We start from the raw sequence: 15,261 nt of genomic DNA, 5'->3' as shown, positions 1-15,261 counted from the left end.
CGGGTGGTCGCCGGGCCTCCGCCGTTATGGTCGGCCGGCGGTCTGCACGCTGGTGTCGGCCCTGGTCGCCGTCGGCTCTGAAGGGGGAGAACATGTCGGACGCGGAGCTGACCGTCGAGGTGGCCGGGCCGGTGGCCACGGTGGTGATCCGGAACCCAGGGCGACGCAACGCGATGACCCCGGGGATGTGGCGGCAGCTGCCGGTGCTCCTCGACGGGCTGGAGGCCGATCCGGCGGTGCACGCGCTGGTGCTGACCGGTGCGGACGGCACGTTCTGCGCCGGTGCGGACCTCGGCGACCTGGACGAGCTGCTGGAGGCCGGCGACGGGAGCATCGCGGTCGCCGCGGAGGAGCGGCTGGCCGCCTTCGCCAAGCCCACGGTGGCCGCCATCCAGGGCGCATGCGTCGGCGGGGGATGCCAGCTCGCGGTCGCCTGCGACCTGCGGATCGCTGCTGCGGACGCCCGGTTCGGCGTACCGCCGGCGCGGCTCGGGCTCGTCTACCCCGCCCCGACCACCCGGCGGTTGGCGCGGCTGATCGGGCCGTCCGCCGCGAAGCACCTCCTCTTCACCAGTGAGCTGATCGACGCCGAGCGGGCGCTGCGGGTCGGTCTGGTCGACGAGGTGCTGCCGGCCGACGTGGTGACCGTCCGGGTGGAGGCGATCACCTCCGCGATCGCCCAGCGCTCCCGGCTGACCGTCGCGGCGGCGAAGGAGATCATCGACGACCGGGCCGACGAGGCGAGGATCGCCTGGTGGCACGGGCAGGTGCGGGACAGCGGCGAGGCCCGGGAGGGGGTGGCGGCGGCCAACGAGCGCCGGCCGCCGCGCTTCGGCTGGGCGCCGCCCGGCCGTCCCTGACCGCGGTTTGACCGACTCTCGTCGATGGGTACGGAGGAATCCCCGGTCGGGAGAGGCCGACCTCGCCAAGTCCTGACAATCCATCGGGCCTGTCGGCGCTGCGCCGCCGCCGTGGAGGAAGAACAGGACCGGCGGGCGCCGCGCCGGAGGCGTACCCCCGACGCGGCCCCCTGTGCCCGCCGGCCGGTCCGTCACCGCCCGGCGAGCGCCGCCCAGCTCGGCGTGGCCGGCTCCCGCCGCAGCGGCATGCCCGCCTCGGCCGGGGTCCGGTCGCCCTTGCGCTGGTTGCACTCGTAGCAGGCGGCGGTGGTGTTCTTCCAGGTGTTCCGGCCGCCGCGTGAGCGGGGCAGGATGTGGTCGATGGTGCTGGCCGGGGCGTCGCAGTAGGCGCAGCGCCGGCCGTCGCGGCGCAGCACTCCGGCCCGGGACCAGGCCGGCCCGGCGCTGAACCGCCAGCGGGTCACCACGTACCGGACGAGGCGGACCACCCGGGGCAGCGGGAAGACCCCGATCACCTGGTCCGGCTCTGCCTCGTGGATCTCGGCGACCCGCCGGCAGAGCATCCGGATCGCGTGCTGGACGGTGACCCGGTGCAGCGGGCCGAGGTCGGCGTTGACGACGAGGACGGCGTCCACCGGGCACTCCCTTCTCACGAACGACGGTGGTAAGCGGTCCGGACAGCGAAAGGCCGCCCGGTCCGGCGATCGGACGGGCGGCGGGACCGCGTGCGGGCACGCGTCAGTCGGGCCACCCGATGATGGGACCTTCGGCTCGGCAACCGTCGCTGAGCAGCCACGACGTCGCGGTGGTGACGTGCGGCTTCGACATCGACGGCTCCCGGAGCGGTGGTTGACCTTGCCCGGTCACGGTAGATCCACGCTGGCGAGGCGGGCAACGCATTTCGATCCGTTCCGCGCCGGGTGGTGTGGAATCGGGATCATCGCCGGCCGGCGAGCAGGCCGCGGGGGCGGATCGAGCGGACCGGCTCGGCCGCCGCGCCCTCGGCGCGCAGGATGTGGTTCGCCGCGAGGATCCCGGTGGCCGCCGAGCGCTCCATCAGCGCGCTCGGGAACCCCGTGGCGATGCCGTCCCCGGCCAGGTAGAGGCCGTCGGCGTCGGTGCGTACCCCCGGCCGCCAGGCGTTGCTGCCCGGGGTGAACGCGGGGGCCTGCGCCGCCACCCGGGCACGCAGCTCCCGGACCCGCAGCCCGGCCGCCTCAGGCCAGAGCCGGGTCAGCTCCGCCCGCATCCGCTCGGCCAGCTCGTCGGCCGGCACGTCCGGCTCGCAGGCGTACGCGTGCAGCTCCACCACCGAGCCGCCGGTGCGCTCCGCCCAGCGGCGCGGCTCGTTCTCCAGCCGGTGGTAGAGGGTCACCGAGTCGAGGGTGGGCTGCCGGGACACCCCGCTGAACACCGCCCGTTCGGCGCGGACGTCCCCGTCCATCCAGTACCGCGCCACCGCGTACGGCGGACCGGGCCGGCCGAACGCGGGCATCCGCGCCACCAGCTCCGGCGCCACCGCGGCCAGGCCGGGCGAGGCCGCGACCAGCGCGGCCAGCGCGGGCGGGTCGACGGCGAGCACGACGTGCCCGGCGGCGTACGACGAGCCGTCCGTGGCGGTCACCCGCCAGCCCGCCGGCTCCCGGTCCAGCCGGGCGGCGGCGACGCCGGTGACCACCCGCCCGGCGTGCTTCTCGACGTGCCGGGTCAGCGGCTCCCAGATCGCCGTGGCGTAGTCCTCGTCCGGGCAGTCGAAGGCCAGCCCCTCCGGGTTGCCGAGCAGGTAGAAATGGAACTGGGCGATCAGCTCGGCGGCCGACATCTCCGCCTCGTGGTTGAAGAACGAGTGCGAGAAGACCTCGAAGAGCATCGCCCGGGCCCGGTCCGGCAGCCGCAGCGAGCTGAGCAGCTCGTCCGAGGTCATCCGGTCGAACTCGGCGTAGGTGCGCACCGGGTCGTAGGTGAGCAGCGGCAGCGCCGCGTCCCGGTCCATCCCGCTCAGGTCGGCCAGGCGCAGGCTCGGGCTGCGCAGCAGCAGGGCGAGCAGGTTCGCCGGCGGGGCCGGCGGCAGCTTGCCGAACTCCTCGGTGGGCCACTGCTCGCTCAGAATCGGGTAGCCGGGGACCGGCTTGAGGAAGCCCAGGTCCGGGTCGACCCGGCGGAGGATCGACCGCCAGTTGTAGTACTGCCGGAAGAACGCGTGGAAGCCGTGCTCGTTGCGCTGCGCCCCGTCCGTCAGCGCCTCCGGCCAGGCGCCCAGCCGGCCGCCCAGGGTGGGCGCGGCCTCCAGCACCGTCACGTCCACCCCGCGCTCGGCCAGCACCACCGCCGCCGACATGCCGGCGATCCCGCCGCCGACCACCACCGCCGCGGCCGCACGCGGCACGCGGGGAGCGCCGCCACCGCCGGGGTCCACCACGTGCTGCCGTACGCCGATGAGCCGACCGACCACTCGCGACAACGCCATGGGCACCTCTCCGACGGCGGGCCTCCAGTCTGCCCGGTCACGCCTCCGGTGGCAGCAGGCAGCGCCGCTCGCGGTCCGAGGCGGGCCAGACGTACTCCAGGTCGGGCGGGATCCCGCCGAACCACGGGCCGTAGTGCGCGGGGTCCTTGCGCAGCAGCGACGAGCGGTGGCTCAGGTGCAGGTCGTCGCGGCCCAGCCAGGGCGGCAGCTCACCGGCCCCGGCCAGCTCGGCCTGCGTACGGACGGTGGTGATGCCGCAGGCGGTGGCGAGGTCGGTGACCATGGTGGCGGCGCAGGTGTCCGCCCGACCCGGCTCGCACCAGACCGCGCAGACGTCCAGCCCGTACCGGGTGAGCGCCTCCTCGTAGCCGGCCCACATCTTCACCGCCGGGTGGTTGCGCCAGCCGTAGTCCGGGCGGGTCAGCCCGCGCAGCACCTGGATCGTCTCCACCCGCTGCTTGCCCAGCCGCTTCTGGTCCAGGGTCCGGGCGCTCGCCAGGAAGTCCGGGTACGGGAGGAACGTCTGCATGCCGCTGCTCTACCCGTCCCGGTGTACGGCATGCCTTCATGATCGCGGGGCTGCGCGCGCTGCGAGCGGTTCACTACGATCCGGGCATGGCCGAGCCCCTGCGCGACCGCGCCCGCCGCGCGACCGGCTGGCGGCTCCGGATGAACGGTGACACCCGCCCGCACTTCGTGGTCTGCGGCTCCGACCCGCTCGCCTACTGGGTGGTCCGGTCGCTGCTCGCCACCGAGTCGGCCGCCGGCCGGGTCCGGGTCACCCTGGTGGTGCCCGAGCGTCGCCGCTCAGACGGGCCGGACGGCCGCGACATCGAGGGCGTCCAGGTGATCCGGGCCGACCGGCTGGACGAGACGGCGTTCCGCCGGGCCGGGCTGGCCGGCGCGGACGGGCTGGCCCTGCTGCGCCAGGACGACGTCGGCAACATGCAGGCCGCGCTCTGCGCCCAGGAGGTCGAGCCGCGGCTGCGCCTGGTGGTGCGGATGTTCAACACCAGCCTCGCCAACGGCCTACGGCAGCTCTTCCCCGACTCGGCGGTGCTCTCCGACGCCTCGATGGCCGCCCCGGCCTTCGTGGCCGCCGCACTCGGCGAGCTGGCCCCCACCCACTTCCGGCACGCCGGACGCACCCTCTACGTGGCCCGGCGCGCCGACGTACGCCCCGAGGACGTGCTCTGCGGCCTGGCCGTCACCACCGACCCCGACCTGATCCGGGTCCTCCCGGCGGACGAGCCGGCGGCCGACGTGGTGCTGGCCGAGGCGACCGGGCAGCCGCCCGGCACCGAGCTCGCCGCCCGCCGGCTGGTCCGGGCCCGGCGCCGGCGCCAGCCCGTCGCGGTGCTGCTCCGCGCGGTCCGCAGCTTCGCCACCCGCAAGATCGGCATCGCGGTGATGCTGCTACTGGCGGTGATCGCCCTGCTCGGCTGGCTCAACGGTCGCGCGGTGGACGTGAGCTGGGCGGAGGCGCTCTACCTGACGTTGGTCACCACGCTCAGCGGGCAGGACCCGGACGTCACCAAGCCGGCCGCCGCGCAGATCATGCAGGTGGTGCTCAACCTCGCCGGGCTGGCGCTGATCCCGTTGATCACCGCGGTGGTGGTGGACGGCATCGTCAACGCCCGGCTGGCGCTGCACGCCGGGCGGATCCAGCCGGACCGCTCCGGGCACGTGGTGGTGGTCGGGCTCGGCAACATCGGCACCCGCGTGATGGCCCAACTGCAGGACTTCGGGGTCGAGGTGGTGGCCATCGACAAGGACCCGGACGCCCGGGGCGCGGCGCTGGCCCATCGGCTGGGCGTACCGCTGATCGTGGGGGACGCCGGGCTCGAGGAGACGCTGCGGGCCGCGTCGGTCGACACCTGCCAGGCGCTGGTGGTGGTCTCCACCGACGACGGCACCAACCTGCGGGCGGCGCTGAACGCCCGCTCGCTCGACGCCGACCTGCGGGTGGTGCTGCGCCTCTTCGACGGCGACTTCGCCAAACGGATCCAAGAGGCGTTCGGCATCGGCATCTCGCGCAGCGTTTCGTACCTGGCCGCGCCCGCGTTCGCGGTGGCGCTGCTGGATCGCGCGGTGATCGCCACCATCCCGATCGGCCGGCACGCGCTGCTGGTCACCGAGGTCCCGGTGGTCGCCGGCTCCCCGCTGGACGGCCGCCCGCTCGCCGCGGTGGCCCGCCCCGGCGAGGTACGCCTGCTCGCGCACACCCGGGCCGGGCAGAAGACCGACTGGACCGCCGATCCCCGGATGGTGATCTCGGCGGGGGACCGGTTGACCGTGGTCGCCCGGCGGGCCGGGCTGAGCGCCCTGCTCCGCGAGACCACCCCGCCCGCGGAGCCGGCCCCGGCCGGCGTGCCGGTCCCGAGGCAGCCCGAGGAGGAGTGAGCCTGGTTCAGCCGCGTCCGGTGTGGCGCAGGGCGTACCAGGCGGCGCCGAGGGCGAGGACGCCGAAGCCGGCCAGCACACTCGCCGCCGGCAGGTTCACCGCCAGCACCAGGCAGCCGACCAGCCCGAGGGCGGCGAGGAGCTGCACCGGAAGCTTCCGCTCCGGGTCCCGGCCGAGGGTGAGCGCGGAGGCGTTGGTGATCGCGTAGTAGACCAGCACCGTGCAGCTGGAGAAGCCGATCGCGCCGCGGATGTCGCCGAGGGCCACCACGACGATCACCACGGCGGCCACGGCCAGCTCGGCGCGGTACGGGACCCGGTAGCGGGGGTGCACGGCGGCCAGCGCGCCGGGCAGGTCGCGGCGGCGGGCCATCGCCAGCGTCGTCCGGCCCACCCCGGCGAGCAGGGAGAGCAGCACCCCGGTGACCGCCACGGTCGCGCCGGCCCGGACCAGCCAGGCCAGGCCGGGCAGCCCGGCGGCGGTCACCACCTCGGCCAGCGGGGCGGCGGAGGCGGCCAGCCGCTCCTCGCCGAGCACGCCGAGCGCGACGACGGCCAGCACCAGGTAGATCGCCAGCACGACACCGAGCGCCAGCGGCACCGCGCGGGGGATGGTCCGCTCCGGTTCGCGTACCTCCTCGCCGAGGGTGGCGATCCGGGCGTACCCGGCGAAGGCGAAGAAGAGCAGGCCGGCGGCGGTCAGCACGCCCCGGATCCCAATGTCGGCGAGGCCGTCCAGCCGATCCGGCGCGACGTGCGGTGCGCCGGTCACCGCGACCAGGGCGAGCACCGCCAGCACGAGGCCGACCAGCGCGCGGGTCGCCGCCGCGGTCTTGCCGATGCCGCGTACGTTCACCGCGGTCACCGCCACCACCGCGGCGACCGCGACGAGCCGCGCCCGCCCCGGCCAGAGGTACGCCCCGATGGTCAGCGCCATCGCCGCGCAGCTCGCCGTCTTGCCGACCACGAACCCCCAGCCGGCCACGAAACCGGCGAACGGGTGCAGCCGTTCCCGGCCGTAGACGTACGTCCCGCCGGACTCCGGGTAGCGGGCGGCGAGCCGGGCCGAGCTGGTCGCGTTGCACCAGGCGATGAAGCCGGCCAGCGCCAGCGCGATGATCAGCCCCGCACCGCCGGCCGCCGCGGCGGCCGGCGCGAAGACCACGAAGACGCCCGCGCCGAGCATCGACCCCAGACCGATGACCACCGCATCGGGTACGCTCAGCCGCCGCCTCAGTTGATCCACGAGCGCAGGCTAGGGGACCGAGGTGAACGGGCGGTCCCAGTTCCGTAACCGGCCGGGCAGCGGCAGGTCGTCCCAGGGCACCCGGTGCAGCAGCCGGTCCAGCAGCAGCCCGAGCAGCAGCCCGGCGACCGAGTCGGTCAGCCAGTGCCAACCCAGGTAGGTGGTGGTGCAGAACACGATCACCGGCGGCAGCACGCGGACCGCGGTGATCAGGTGGTCCGGCACCGGGCGGTGCAGGGTGCGCAGCAGCGCGGGCAGCAGCAGCGCAAGGATCCCGTACCAGACGATCGAGTTGGCCACGTGCCCCGACGGGTAGGACACCCCGTACGGGCCGTCGGTGTGGAAGATCTGGACGGTGTCCGGTTCCGGCAGGTAGGGCGGCTTGACGCTGGCGGTGGGCGCGGCCCGGTCGGACCAGAGCTTCAGCGGCCCGATGGTCAGGACCGTCAGCACGAACGCGACCACCGGCGGTAGCACCGGCCGGATCGACCGGGACCGGACGGCCACCAGCACGCCGAGCCCCGCCGCGAGCAGGGTCAGCGGCGTCCCCTGGCCGAGATAGTTGAGCACCCGCGCCACCCAGTACGCCGCCGCCGGCCGGTGCGCGTCCGCCCAGTCGGCGACCGCACGGTCGAGGCCGAGGAAGTGGCCGCTGGCGAGCGCCACGGTCAGCCCGACCAGGGCGGCGAGCAGCAGCGCGTCGTACCACCACCCGGCCGGTCGGACCGGTCGGAGCCGGACGGTGCCGCGTACTCCCGTGGTCTCCCGCACGCGACCACGCTACCGGCCGCCCACGATGCCGGGCCGGCGCGGGCGTCGGTGGCTGTGGGCCCAGCCACGAAGGGAAGCGCTCCGGCGGGGCAGCCGTCACACTTGTCCCCGTGCGGATCACCTCGGCCCTCGTCGACCCGGCGCTGCTCGACCTTCCCTGGTCGACCCCGCTGGAGGAGTGGCCTGCGCGCCACCTGGTGGCGCTGCCCCAGGGCATCTCCCGGCACATCGTGCGCTTCGTCCGTCTCGGCGAGTACGTCTACGCGGTGAAGGAGACCGGCGAGCGGGTCGCCGAGCGGGAGTACGACCTGCTCCGGGCGTTGGAGCGGATCGACTTCCCGTCGGTGGAGGCGATCGCGATCGTGGCCGACCGGCAGACCGACGACGGCGAGCCGCTCGATCCGGTGCTGATCACCCGGCACCTGCAGTTCTCGCTGCCCTACCGGGCGCTCTTCTCCAACACGCTCCGCCCGGAGACGATGAACCGGCTGCTGGACGCGTTGGCCGCGCTGCTGGTGCGGATGCACCTGACCGGCTTCTTCTGGGGCGACTGCTCGCTGTCGAACACGCTGTTCCGCCGGGACGCCGGGGCGTTCGCCGCGTACCTGGTGGACGCCGAGACCGGGGCCCTGCACAGCTCGCTCTCCAACGGCCAGCGGGGCGAGGACCTGGAGATCGCCCGGGTGAACATCTTCGGCGAGGCGCTGGACCTCCAGGCCGCCGGGCTGCTGCACGAGTCGATCGACCCGGAGATGGTCTGCGAGGAGGTCGTGCAACGCTACGAGCGGCTCTGGCACGAGATCACCTACGAGCAGCAGGTCGAGCGGGAGGCCCGGCACGACATCGAGGGGCGGATTCGCCGCCTCAACGAGCTGGGCTTCGACGTCGCCGAGGTGGCCCTGTCGACGGTCGACAACGGGCGTTACCTGGTCCGCCCCAAGGTGGTCGACGCCGGCTACCACACCCGCCGGCTGCTCCGGCTGACCGGCCTGGACGCCGAGGAGAACCAGGCCCGCAAGCTGCTCAACGACCTGGACGCGTACCGGGTGGAGAGCGACCTGACCGACGAGCAGCAGGCGGCGCACCGCTGGCTGACCGAGGTCTTCGAGCCGGTGGTCCGGGCGGTGCCCGCGCACCTGCGCCGCAAGCTGGAGCCGCAGGAGCTCTTCGCGCAGATCATCGAGCACAAGTGGCTGCTCTCCGAGCGGGCCGGCCGGGACGTGGGGATGGGTCCGGCGGTGCAGTCGTACCTGGCCGACGTGCTGGTGCACCGCCCCGACGAGCAGGCCGTCCTCGGCGTCGAGGTCCCCGCCGCCGGCTGACACCCGGCCCCGGCGCCGGCCCCGGAGCCGGGCTCCGCCCGGTCAGTCCACCCAGGAGCCGGCGCGCATCACCCGTACCACGTTGAGGTCGTCGTCGAGGAGCACCAGGTCCGCCCGGAGGCCGGGCTGGAGCGCGCCGACCCGGTCGCCGAGGCCGATGGCCCGGGCCGGGGTGGTGGCCACCATCCGGCAGGCGTCCGGCAGGGCGACGCCGGCCGCCACGGCGTGCCGCAGGGCGGCGTCCATGGTCAGGGTGCTGCCGGCGATCGCGCCGCCCCGGGCCAGCCGGGCCACCCCGTCGGCCACGGTGACCTGCTGACCGCCCAGCTCGTACTCGCCGTCGGGCATGCCGGCGGCGGCCATCGCGTCGGTGATCAGGGCGGCCCGCTCCGGGCCGGCGACCGAGGTGGCGAAGCCGAGCATGCCGTCGTGCAGGTGGACGCCGTCGGCGACCAGCTCGCAGACCACGTTCGGCGCGTCGAGCAGGGCCACCACCGGCCCCGGCTCCCGGTGGTGCACCGGGCGCATGCCGTTGAACAGGTGGGTGCCCACGCTGGCGCCGGCCGCCACGGCGGCCCGGGTCTGCTCCCAGGTGGCGTCCGTGTGGCCGACGGCGGCGACCACGCCGTGCGCGGTGAGCAGCTTGATCGCGTCCAGCGCCCCGTCCCGCTCCGGGGCCAGGGTGACCATCCGGACCGCGCCCGCGCCCACCCCGATCAGCTCGGCCAGCTCCTCGGTGGACGGGTCGCGGAGGAACTCCGGGTTCTGCGCGCCGCAGCGGTCCGCCGACAGGTACGGCCCCTCGAAGTGGATGCCGGCCAGCACGCCGGCGTCGACCAGCGGGCGGTAGGCGGCGGTGGCGTCCCGCATCAGCGCGAAGGGGGAACTGACCAGGCTGGCCAGCAGGGTCGTGGTGCCGTGCCGCAGGTGGAACGCGGCGGCCTCGCGGGCCGAGTCGGCGTCGCCGGTGGTGAAGGTGTGCCCGCCGCCGCCGTGGGTGTGCATGTCCACGAAGCCCGGCACGATCCAGTGCCCGTCGCGCACCGACGGGTACTCGGCGACCGCCCGGATCCGGTCGCCGGCGATCTCCACGCAGCCCTGCCGGATCACGCCGGTCGGGGTCACCACCTTGCCGTTCACCCGCAGGGTCATCAGCTCTCTCCTCCAGAGTCCGGGGGGTCAGGGCCGGGGCCGGGCGTCCAGGGCCAGCAGCGCGGCGCCGAGGCAGCCGGCCTCGTCGCCCAGCGCCGCCGCGACCAGGCGCGGCTCCCGGTGGAACGTCAGCCGCTCGCGCAGCGCCCCGCGCAGCGGGTCCAGCAGCCGGGGACCGGCCTGGGCCAGCCCGCCGCCGATCACGATGGTCGCCACGTCGAAGAGGGCCTGGCCGGTGGCGAGCCCGTCGGCGAGCGCCTCGACGGCCTCGCGCCAGACCCGACCGGCCAGCGGCTCACCGGCCGCCGCCCGGTCCGCCACCTCGGCGGCGGTCGCCGGGGCGTCGGCCAGCTCCGCGTACCGGCGGCCGATCGCGGCGGCCGACGCCACCGCCTCCAGGCAGCCGGGGCGACCGCAGCCGCAGCGCGGGCCGTCGGGGCGTACCAGGATGTGGCCGATCTCCCCGGCGGCGCCGTGCGCGCCGACGGCGGCCGACCCGTCGACCACGTGGGCGGCGGCGATGCCGGTGCCGATCGCGACGAAGAGCACGTGGCCGGCGCCGCGCCCGGCACCGAGCCGGGCCTCCGCCAGGCCGCCCGCGCGCACGTCGTGGCCGAGGGCCGTGGGCAGGCCGAGCCGCGCCTCCGCCAGCTCCCGCAGCGGTACGTCCCGGAAGCCCACGTTGGCCGACCAGACCGCCACCCCGCGAGCCTCGTCCACCACCCCCGGTACGGCGATGCCGCAGGCCACCGGCGTCAGCCCGTCGGCGCGGGCCTTGCCGGCCAGCCCCTCGGCGACCGCCAGGACCGTGTCGACCACGGCGTCCGGGCCGCGCCCGGCGTCGGTGGGGTGCCGTTCGGCGTGCACCACCACGCCGTCCGGGCGGACCAGGGCGCACTTCATCCCGGTGCCGCCCACGTCCAGCGCGACGACGACCTGGGTGACTGCGGTCACGCCAGGACCACGGAGCGGGTCAGGTGGCGGGGCGCGTCGGGGTCGAGGCCGCGGCTGGTGGCGAGCGCGACGGCGAGCCGCTGGGCGAGGATCAGGTCGGCCATCGGGTCGACCGGGGTACGCCCGGCCGCCCAGCTGGTCAGCACGGTGCGGCAGCCGTGGGTGCGGCTGTGCACGAACGTGGCCCCGGTGGCGGCGACGTCCTCGGGCAGCCCGTCGGGGATCCCGCCGAACGCCCAGACCAGCCGGCCCGGCGCGGCCACCGAGATCGGGCCGTGCCGGTAGTCCATCGCCGGGTACGCCTCGGCCCAGAAGGTGGCCGCCTCGCGGCACTTCAGCGCGGCCTCCTGGGCCAGCCCGACCGTCCAGCCGCGACCGAGGAAGGTGACCTGCTCGATCCCGGCCGGGTCGATCGGCAGCGGGGCCCGGACGGCCACCTCGGCGTCGGCGACCAGCCGGCCCAGGTCGTCGCCGAGGTGGGCGCGGAGCAGCGCCAGGGCGGTGGTGGCGAAGCGGGTCTGGACCACCGACCGCTCGTCGGCGAAGGGCATGGTCACCGCCGCGTCGGCCAGCGCGACCGCCGGGGAGCCGGGGTCGCCGACGAGCACCGTGGTGGGCACCTGGCCGCGCAGCGCGGCCAGCAGCTCCAGCACCTCGGTGGTGGTGCCGGAGCGGGTGATCGCGATGAGCCGGTCGTAGCGGCGGCCGGCGGGGAACTCGGAGGCCTGAAAGGCGTCGGTCTCGCCCTGTCCGGCGTGCTCGCGCAGCCCGGCGTACGCCATCGCCATGAACCACGACGTGCCGCAGCCCACGACGGCGACCCGCTCGCCGGGGCGCGGCAGGCGGTCGGCGACGGTCGGGGCGAGCTGCGCCGCCTCCCGCCAGCAGTCGGGCTGGCTCGCGATCTCCGCGTGCACGTACGCCATGACAACTCCTCGCAGGGGAGACCGTTGCGCAATACGGCTCATTATGGCCGTCTTTCGCGCGTTATTCTGCGCGAGCCCGGGTGGCCGTGGCAACCAGCTCCCAGATCGCGCAGCTCAAGGTTTTGCGTACCGGTAGTTTCGCGCACTACTGTGCACGCAATCAATCACCGTCCGTGCAGAGTCTCTGGAGGCCCCCGCGGTGGACCGCTACGCCCGATGGAACGCGCTGCTCGAGATGCTGACCGACACCGGTCGGGTCAGCGTCGAGGAGGCAGCCGAGCGCCTGGACGTCTCCCAGGCGACCATCCGGCGTGACTTCGACCAGCTCGCCCAGCAGCAGATGATCACCCGGACCCGGGGCGGCGCGGTGGCCAACGGCGTCTCCTACGACCTGCCGCTGCGCTACAAGACCGCCAAGCACTCGGCCGAGAAGCAGCGGATCGGGGCGGCCGCCGCGGCGCTGGTGACCCCCGGGACCGTGGTCGGCCTCAACGGCGGCACCACCAGCACCGAGGTGGCCCGGGCCCTGGCCGTCCGGCCGGATCTGAACACCAACGCGGAGGGCGCCCAGCTCACCGTGGTCACCAACGCCCTGAACATCGCCAACGAGCTGCTGGTCCGCTCGCGGATGAAGGTGGTGGTGGCCGGCGGCGTGGTCCGGCCCAAGTCGTTCGAGCTGGTCGGCCCGCTGGGCGGGGCGCTGCTGCGCGAGGTGACCCTGGACGTCGCCCTGCTCGGCGTGGACGCGATCGACCCGCAGCTCGGCGCCGCCGCCCACCACGAGGGCGAGGCGGCGATGAACAACCTGATGGTGGCCCGGGCCAAGCGGGTGGTGATCATCGCGGACTCGTCCAAGTTGGGCGGTCACGCGTTCGCCCGGATCTGCTCGGTGGACCGGGTGGAGACGCTGGTCACCGACTCCGGCGCCGCGCCGGCCGTGGTGCAGGCCTTCCGCGACGCGGGCGTGCACGTCATCTGCGCCTGAGGCGAAATCGGGGAAACCCCGATGCATACCCGGTACTGTCTCCCGCTGCATACCGCGTATGGTGTCCGCTGTCACCATTACTCATCGGGGGAGGTCAGCTTGTCGGCTGTCCTGGAGATAGCAGGTCTCCGCAAGACGTATCGGAGTCGTCGACGCGGGGTACGGCACGCGCTCGACGGCTTCGACATGCGGGTCGAGGCGGGCCAGGTGCACGGCTTCCTCGGCCCCAACGGCTCCGGCAAGACCACCACGCTGCGGACACTGCTCGGCCTGATCCGGCCGAACGGCGGCCGGATGGCGATCCTCGGCCACGAGGTGCCGCAGGCGCTGCCGGTCGTCGCCGGCCAGATCGGGGCGATCGTGGAGAGCCCGCAGTTCTTCCCGCACTTCTCCGCGCGGGACACCCTCGGGCTGCTCGCCGGTGCGGGGCAGCTGCCCCGGCAGCGGGTCGACGAGGTGCTGGAGCTGGTCGGGCTCCGCGACCGGGCCGGCGAGCGGGTGAAGACCTACTCGCTCGGCATGAAGCAGCGGCTGGCGGTCGCCTCCGCGCTGCTCAAGAACCCGAAGCTGCTGATCCTCGACGAGCCCGCAAACGGCCTCGACCCAGGCGGCATCCGCGAGATGCGCACCCTGATGCGGGACCTCGCCGCCGCCGGCATGACCGTGGTGCTCTCCAGCCACATTCTCGGCGAGATCCAGCTCATCTGCGACTCGGTCACCATCATCTCGCTGGGCCGCCGGGTCGCCTTCGGTCCGGTCGAGCAGGTGCTCGCGGAGCACTCGCAGGGCGCGGTCCGGGTCCGCCTGGAGGCGGTCACCGACCTGCCGCGGGCCGCCGACGTGCTCACCCGGGCCGGGGTGCGGGTCGCCGCCGAGCCCGACCACCTGATGCTCGCCGGCGTCGACAAGCCGGCCACGGTCAGCCGCCTCCTCGCCGAGCAGGGCCTGTACGTCAGCGAGCTGGCCCCGGTCGCCGTCGACCTGGAGAGCGTCTTCCTCGAACTGACCGCCACCGCGCCGGTACCCGGCCAGCACCGGCAGGTCGACCAGTCCACGAAGGTCGGTGAGCCGGGGGCCGGCGGCACCGGGGGAGGTTGGGGCGCATGAGCCTGTACGTCACCGAGCTGCGCCGGCTGGCCAAGCGCCGGCTCACCCGGCTGCTGCTGGTCCTGCTCGTCCTCGGGCTGGCCGGCATCGCCACCGCCTTCAGCTTCTCCAGCCACAAGCTCTCCCCGGCCGTGGTCGCGCAGGCGCAGGCGAAGTCCGACACCGACTACCGGCAGGCGGTGAAGGACTGGGAGCGGTCGGTCGCCGAGTGCGACGCCGCCACCGCGCGCGGCGAGAAGACCGAGGACCGGTACGGCCCCGACTGCGGCCGGCAGTGGCAGCCGCAGCCGGAGATGTTCGATCCGAAGTGGAACCTGCCGTACCAGTTCGACTTCCGCGGCGAGTTCGCCACCTTCATCGCCGTCTTCGCGGGCGCGGTCGCGCTCTTCGCGTTCCTGGTCGGGGCGTCGTTCGTCGGGGCCGAGTGGAGCACCGGCGGGATGATGAACCTGCTGCTCTGGCGCCCGAAACGGCTCGCCGTGCTCGGCGCCAAGCTGGCCGCCGTGCTGACCGCGCTGCTCGGGGTGACCCTCGTGCTCGGGGCACTCTGGACGCTGGCCTTCTGGCTGATCGGCACCTACCGGGGCAGCGCCGCGAAGGTGACCTCCGGGGTCTGGCAGTCCACGGCGATCAGCGGCGTCCGGGCGCTGGCCCTGGTGCTGGCGGTGGGGGCGGTGGCCTTCGCGCTCGCCTCGCTCGGCCGGCACACCGCGATGGCGCTCGGCGCCGCGGTCGGCGTCGGCGTGATCAGCGAGGTCGGCATCCGGATCGCCGTCACGATGGCGGGGGTGCGCTTCGGGGACCGCTACGTCCTCTCCACCTACGCCCTGGCGTGGTTCCAGAAGCAGTGGAAGCTGATCGACTACCGGTCCTGCGAGTTCGCCCAGGGGCAGTGCAATCCGAAGGAGATGCTGATCACCTGGCAGGACTCCGCGCTGGTGCTCGGCCTGGGCGGGGCGCTGGTGCTGGTGGCCGCCTTCTGGGCGATGCGGCGCCGGGACATCTCCTGACGGTGACCGCCGCGGACACCGCGTCCGATGCGACCGGGGCGGACCCTGGTTAGGCTGG

Annotated in this window: 14 protein-coding genes; 6 read left to right on the top strand and 8 right to left on the bottom strand. The window is 74.5% G+C overall.

Translation table 11 applies throughout. The features are described 5' to 3' along the window. The first annotated feature begins 92 nt into the window (after window positions 1-92). Complete coding sequence (locus tag EV384_RS01565; RefSeq protein ID WP_130329418.1) at window positions 93-860, top strand: enoyl-CoA hydratase/isomerase family protein; 768 nt, start codon at window positions 93-95, stop codon at window positions 858-860. Window positions 861-1,051: 191 nt separating this feature from the next. Here EV384_RS01565 and EV384_RS01560 read toward each other — a convergent pair whose 3' ends face one another. The 3 genes from EV384_RS01560 to EV384_RS01550 all read right to left on the bottom strand — a co-directional run bounded on the left by EV384_RS01560 (window position 1,052) and on the right by EV384_RS01550 (window position 3,856). Next, window positions 1,052-1,495, bottom strand: coding sequence for an HNH endonuclease (locus EV384_RS01560; RefSeq protein ID WP_130329416.1), 444 nt, complete (start codon window positions 1,493-1,495; stop codon window positions 1,052-1,054). A gap of 302 nt (window positions 1,496-1,797) precedes the next feature. Beyond that, window positions 1,798-3,327 carry an FAD-dependent oxidoreductase gene (locus EV384_RS01555; protein ID WP_130329414.1) on the bottom strand — a complete coding sequence of 510 codons (1,530 nt, stop codon included), beginning with the start codon at window positions 3,325-3,327 and terminating at the stop codon, window positions 1,798-1,800. Between the two features lie 37 nt (window positions 3,328-3,364). Then, the gene (locus EV384_RS01550; protein WP_130329412.1) at window positions 3,365-3,856 is read right to left on the bottom strand and encodes an MSMEG_6728 family protein; all 492 of its coding nucleotides are present in this window, start codon (window positions 3,854-3,856) and stop codon (window positions 3,365-3,367) included. 86 nt (window positions 3,857-3,942) lie between these two features. Between EV384_RS01550 and EV384_RS01545 the strand changes: the two genes are divergently transcribed. Beyond that, window positions 3,943-5,730 (top strand): NAD-binding protein, encoded by a 1,788-nt coding sequence (locus EV384_RS01545; protein ID WP_423202877.1) that lies wholly within the window; start codon window positions 3,943-3,945, stop codon window positions 5,728-5,730. A 7-nt stretch (window positions 5,731-5,737) separates the two neighbouring features. Here EV384_RS01545 and EV384_RS01540 read toward each other — a convergent pair whose 3' ends face one another. Together EV384_RS01540 and EV384_RS01535 are read right to left on the bottom strand one after the other, a co-directional pair. After that, a complete protein-coding gene (locus EV384_RS01540; RefSeq protein WP_130329410.1) occupies window positions 5,738-6,976 on the bottom strand; it encodes an APC family permease in 1,239 nt (412 codons plus the stop codon). A gap of 9 nt (window positions 6,977-6,985) precedes the next feature. Then, on the bottom strand, window positions 6,986-7,747 hold the full coding sequence (locus tag EV384_RS01535; protein WP_130329408.1) for a phosphatase PAP2 family protein: 762 nt from the start codon (window positions 7,745-7,747) through the stop codon (window positions 6,986-6,988). A gap of 110 nt (window positions 7,748-7,857) precedes the next feature. Between EV384_RS01535 and EV384_RS01530 the strand changes: the two genes are divergently transcribed. After that, on the top strand, window positions 7,858-9,069 hold the full coding sequence (locus EV384_RS01530) for a DUF4032 domain-containing protein (RefSeq protein ID WP_130329406.1): 1,212 nt from the start codon (window positions 7,858-7,860) through the stop codon (window positions 9,067-9,069). A 42-nt stretch (window positions 9,070-9,111) separates the two neighbouring features. Here the strand turns inward: EV384_RS01530 and nagA are convergent, their stop codons facing one another. The 3 genes from nagA to EV384_RS01515 are packed head-to-tail and all read right to left on the bottom strand — an operon-like array spanning window position 9,112 to window position 12,101. Next, entirely contained in the window at window positions 9,112-10,221 is a 1,110-nt protein-coding gene (gene nagA / locus EV384_RS01525; RefSeq protein ID WP_130329404.1) for an N-acetylglucosamine-6-phosphate deacetylase, read from the bottom strand. 27 nt (window positions 10,222-10,248) lie between these two features. Further along, entirely contained in the window at window positions 10,249-11,175 is a 927-nt protein-coding gene (locus tag EV384_RS01520; RefSeq protein WP_130329402.1) for an ROK family protein, read from the bottom strand. After that, window positions 11,172-12,101, bottom strand: a complete 930-nt coding sequence (locus EV384_RS01515) for an SIS domain-containing protein (protein WP_130329400.1) — start codon at window positions 12,099-12,101, stop codon at window positions 11,172-11,174. Before EV384_RS01515 ends, EV384_RS01520 begins: the two co-directional genes overlap by 4 nt. 199 nt (window positions 12,102-12,300) lie before the next feature. Between EV384_RS01515 and EV384_RS01510 the strand changes: the two genes are divergently transcribed. The 3 genes from EV384_RS01510 (at window position 12,301) to EV384_RS01500 (ending at window position 15,203) form a co-directional block, all read left to right on the top strand. Beyond that, window positions 12,301-13,086: a DeoR/GlpR family DNA-binding transcription regulator gene (locus tag EV384_RS01510; protein ID WP_130329398.1), complete on the top strand. Its 786-nt coding sequence runs from the start codon at window positions 12,301-12,303 to the stop codon at window positions 13,084-13,086. Window positions 13,087-13,185: 99 nt separating this feature from the next. Then, window positions 13,186-14,193, top strand: a complete 1,008-nt coding sequence (locus EV384_RS01505) for an ATP-binding cassette domain-containing protein (RefSeq protein WP_130329396.1) — start codon at window positions 13,186-13,188, stop codon at window positions 14,191-14,193. Then, on the top strand, window positions 14,190-15,203 hold the full coding sequence (locus EV384_RS01500; RefSeq protein ID WP_130329394.1) for an ABC transporter permease subunit: 1,014 nt from the start codon (window positions 14,190-14,192) through the stop codon (window positions 15,201-15,203). The genes EV384_RS01505 and EV384_RS01500 overlap by 4 nt, the downstream gene beginning before the upstream one ends. The last annotated feature ends 58 nt before the right edge of the window (window positions 15,204-15,261 follow it).

Source organism: Micromonospora kangleipakensis, assembly GCF_004217615.1.
GTDB classification, from domain to species: Bacteria; Actinomycetota; Actinomycetes; order Mycobacteriales; family Micromonosporaceae; genus Micromonospora; species Micromonospora kangleipakensis.
The sequence above is the reverse complement of the archived record's forward strand: the minus strand, read 5'-3'. Positions and strand labels throughout refer to the sequence as shown.